This is a genomic window from Sphingomonas bacterium, from assembly GCF_903643065.1.
In the GTDB taxonomy this organism is placed as follows: domain Bacteria; phylum Pseudomonadota; class Alphaproteobacteria; order Sphingomonadales; family Sphingomonadaceae; genus Sphingomonas.
Window position 1 is genome coordinate 1 of the sequence record NZ_CAHJWX010000346.1, and the last position, 3,298, is coordinate 3,298.

Sequence of the window (3,298 nt, forward strand, 5' to 3'; positions counted from 1 at the left end):
CCGCGTCGCGGGCGGCGCGGGCGGCGGCGAGGTCGCCCGCGATGCGCTGGTCCCGGCCCTCGATCGTCGCCTGGACGCGCGGCAGCATGCCCCGGCCGACGACCAGGAACACCAGCCCGAACGTCACGGCGAGCCAGAAGATCTGCGACAGGTAGGTCGCGGCGAGCTGGGATATCTGCGGCATCGAGCGTCCCGACAGGGGCCGGCGCGGGGCCGGCCCCGATGCGCTTACTTGGCGACGAAGATCAGGATCATCGCGACGACGAAGGCGAGCAGCCCGAGCAGCTCGGCGGCCGCGAAGCCGATGAACAGCCGGCCCTGTTGGCCGTCGGCCGCGCCCGGATTGCGCAGCGCGCCCTCCAGGAACGAGCCGAACACGTTGCCCACGCCCAGCGCCGCGACGCCCGCGCCGATGCCCGCGAAACCCGCGCCCAGCAGCGCCGCCGAATGTGCGTCCATGTGTCTCAAACTCCGATGGTGATTAGTGAAGGTTGACCGCGTCGTTGATGTACAGCGACGTCAGCAGCGCGAAGACATAGGCCTGGATCGCCGACACCAGCAGCTCCAGCGCGCAGATGCCGATCATCAGCACGAAAGAGGGAATGCCGACGCCGAGCCCGAAGCCGAGCCCGGCATTGCCCGAGTTGATGACAAAGCCGCTCAGCACCTCCAGCAGCACATGGCCCGCCGTCATCGCGACGAACAGCCGCAGCGCCAGGCTGAACGGGCGCACCATGAACGACACGAACTCGATCGGCGGGATCAGCGGCAGCAGCAGCACGGGCGTGCCGTGCGGCACGAACAGGCTGAAGAAGTGCAGACCGTGCCGCCAGAAGCCGACGACCAGCACGATGGAAAAGCTCATGATCGCGAGCACGCCCGTGATCGTGAAATGGCTGGTGAAGGTGAACGGATGCACGCCGACCACGCCCAGCGGCAGCAGGCCCAGGATGTTGGCGAACAGGATGAACATGAACAGCGAGAAGACGTATGGGACGTACCGCCGGCCTTGCGGCCCGACATTCGCCGCCAGCATGTTGTCGATGAAGCGCGTGGCACTTTCCACCGCCATCTGCCAGCGGCCGGGCACCACCTGCCCCCGCAGGCCCCCAAGCATGAACGCCCAGAGCGCGACAACGGTGACGCACATCCACAGCGCCGAATTGGTGAAGTCGATCGAATGGCCACCGACGTGAAACAGCGTTCCGAACGACTGCACCTCGAACTGGTGCATCGGATCGATCCTGCCGCTGTCTGCCGCCACGTGCCCCAACCTCAACTGGCCCCAACCCAAATGAAAGCGCCCGAAGTGCTACTTCGAGCGCCGCGATAACCGGAAGATGTTCCTGAACGCGACGCCGATCCCTGCAAACAGCAGCAGCAACAGGAAGGCCGGGGTGGTGTGGAAGACCTTGTCCAGGACAAAGCCGATCGCCGCACCGCCGATCATCCCCCCCAGTAGCTCGGCGAGCACGCGGTTGCCGAGATCGTAACTCTCGCCGGCATCCGCCTTGTTCGCGCCCGTGCGCTGCCGTTCGACGCGGTCCGCCGCCGCCAGCCGCTCATCGAGCGACCGGAGCCGGGCCTCCTCGCCGGGGTCTGAACCGGGCTCTCGTTCGGCCACTCAACGCTTCCCCATGGGCAGGCGAAAGGCAGCCAACCGGCGAGCCCGCCAAGGCAGCGGTCGGTTAGCGGGGGGGTACGGGGGTGTCAAGCAAGTCCCTCTCCCATTGGGAGAGGGAGGGAGCCGACGCAGTCGGCGGAAGGGTGAGGGTGAGCGATGCCCGTCCCACCCAGCTACGCTGGGCGGGCCCCTTCCCTCTCCCGGTGGGAGAGGGACTTAGCCACAGCGCCCGTCGCGCTCGGGCGGGCCCGCCCCGCGCGTCGCCCAGCTGCCGCCGGGCGTGCGGTATTTCTCGCCCGCGCCCGTCTGCTCGATCAGGCGGCAGCCGCTGGTGAAGGCGAGCTGCTCCACCGTCGCGCCCGACGCCTGCGCGCGTTGCGTATAGGCGGCCTTGCGCTGGATGTTGATGTTGCTGACCAGCGCGCGCAGCTCGGCCGAGCCGGCGCCGACCACGCCCAGATAGCCGTCGGGCTGCTCGCCCACCTCGCCGCCCGCGCGCGCCGCCTGATAGGCGGGATCACGCTGCGCCATCCCCGGCGTGGCGAGCGCCGCGATCATCGCCATGGCCATCAGCTTGCGCATCAGAAGATCCCCGGATTGGACTTGATGACCGACCTGGCGTCCGCGTCCAGCTTGACCACCACGTCCTGCGTCACCGCGATGTTGAGGTTGATCTCGATCGGCTTGTTGGGCGCGGTCACGTTGACGCAGCCGCCCGCCAGCATCGGCGCCAAGATCCACATCCTCATCGCGGCGTCTCCCCTGGCACCGGCGCGCTTGCCGGCGGCTGAACGGCCGGGGCGAGCAGCTCCGGCAGCTCGCGCCCGATCAGCGCGCGCGGATCGTGGAAGCTCGCGGTGGTGTCGAGCAGGCCGCGAAACGGCGCGCGGATGCGGACGTTGAACACGAACGGCAGCCGCTGCAAGCGGCGGACGACGAAGTTGCTCCGGGCGCCCACGCCCTGGCGCACGCCGGCGAAGCGCACCCCCGTCACCATCTCGCCGGCGAGCGGCCCGTCCATCGTCACGTCGAGCGAGCGATAGCGCAGCGAGCGCAGCGTCTGGAAGGCGAGATTGCCCCAGAAGCCAAGGTCCTTGGCGGTCAGTTCGCCGACATAGGCGATCGTGCCGCCGCCCGCGCGGACCGCGAGCCGGCCGCCCTCGATCCGGCCGCCATCCGCGTCGAACACCATCGGCAGCGCGCCGTCGAAGGTGCCGGTCGCGTCGAGGTTCGGGAAATCGAACGATTGCAGGAACTGGTCGGCCCTGGCGCCCGCGACATGGAAGGTGAGCCGGCGCCGCGCGGTGGCGGCGAAGTCGAGCAGCGTCGGGTCGAGCGTCAGCGCGCCACCCGCGAACGGCCAGGCCGCGCCCTCCACCTGCACCAGCGGGCCGGGGAGCAGCTGGAGCGTGACGACGCCGTCCGTCACCGGCACGCCCGGGTTGATCGAGGCGACCGACAGCCGCTGGTGCGGCGCGCTCCGCAAGGCGAGCAGGTCGTCGAAGCGGATCGTGCCGGCCAGGCCGGTGACCGGGCCGAACGCGGCGGCCAGATCGAGCCGGTCGGTGCCGACCGCGCCGGTCGAGGTGACGCCGGCGGGCCCCCAGGCGATGTGCCCCTGCCCGCGCACCGTGTAGCTGTCCGCGCTGATCGTCGTGTCGGTCTGGAAGGCGA

Annotated in this window: 6 protein-coding genes and 1 pseudogene; all 7 read right to left on the reverse strand. The window is 69.7% G+C overall.

Annotated elements, in window-relative coordinates; genetic code table 11:
* Positions 1-184 (reverse strand): annotated as a pseudogene (locus tag HUU95_RS11730) (ATPase); the annotation flags it as partial.
* A 44-nt stretch (positions 185-228) separates the two neighbouring features.
* On the reverse strand, positions 229-459 hold the full coding sequence (locus tag HUU95_RS11735; protein ID WP_174280276.1) for a F0F1 ATP synthase subunit C: 231 nt from the start codon (positions 457-459) through the stop codon (positions 229-231).
* Positions 460-481: 22 nt separating this feature from the next.
* Entirely contained in the window at positions 482-1,264 is a 783-nt protein-coding gene (locus HUU95_RS11740; RefSeq protein ID WP_174280277.1) for a F0F1 ATP synthase subunit A, read from the reverse strand.
* Between the two features lie 48 nt (positions 1,265-1,312).
* The gene (locus HUU95_RS11745) at positions 1,313-1,624 is read right to left on the reverse strand and encodes an AtpZ/AtpI family protein (RefSeq protein ID WP_174280278.1); all 312 of its coding nucleotides are present in this window, start codon (positions 1,622-1,624) and stop codon (positions 1,313-1,315) included.
* 216 nt (positions 1,625-1,840) lie between these two features.
* Positions 1,841-2,206 carry a YdbL family protein gene (locus tag HUU95_RS11750; protein ID WP_174280279.1) on the reverse strand — a complete coding sequence of 122 codons (366 nt, stop codon included), beginning with the start codon at positions 2,204-2,206 and terminating at the stop codon, positions 1,841-1,843.
* A complete protein-coding gene (locus HUU95_RS11755; protein ID WP_368039815.1) occupies positions 2,206-2,373 on the reverse strand; it encodes a YnbE family lipoprotein in 168 nt (55 codons plus the stop codon). Before HUU95_RS11755 ends, HUU95_RS11750 begins: the two co-directional genes overlap by 1 nt.
* Positions 2,370-3,298, reverse strand: a 929-nt coding sequence (locus HUU95_RS11760) for an intermembrane phospholipid transport protein YdbH family protein (RefSeq protein ID WP_174280280.1), incomplete at its 5' end; no start/stop codon positions are given. The genes HUU95_RS11755 and HUU95_RS11760, both read right to left, overlap by 4 nt.

Bases quoted from the DNA above. Each gene is read 5' to 3' on its own strand.
- HUU95_RS11735 (WP_174280276.1), bottom strand. From the start codon at position 459: ATGGACGCACATTCGGCGGCGCTGCTGGGCGCGGGTTTCGCGGGCATC.
- HUU95_RS11750 (WP_174280279.1), bottom strand. From the start codon at position 2,206: ATGCGCAAGCTGATGGCCATGGCGATGATCGCGGCGCTCGCCACGCCG.
- HUU95_RS11755 (WP_368039815.1), bottom strand. From the start codon at position 2,373: ATGAGGATGTGGATCTTGGCGCCGATGCTGGCGGGCGGCTGCGTCAAC.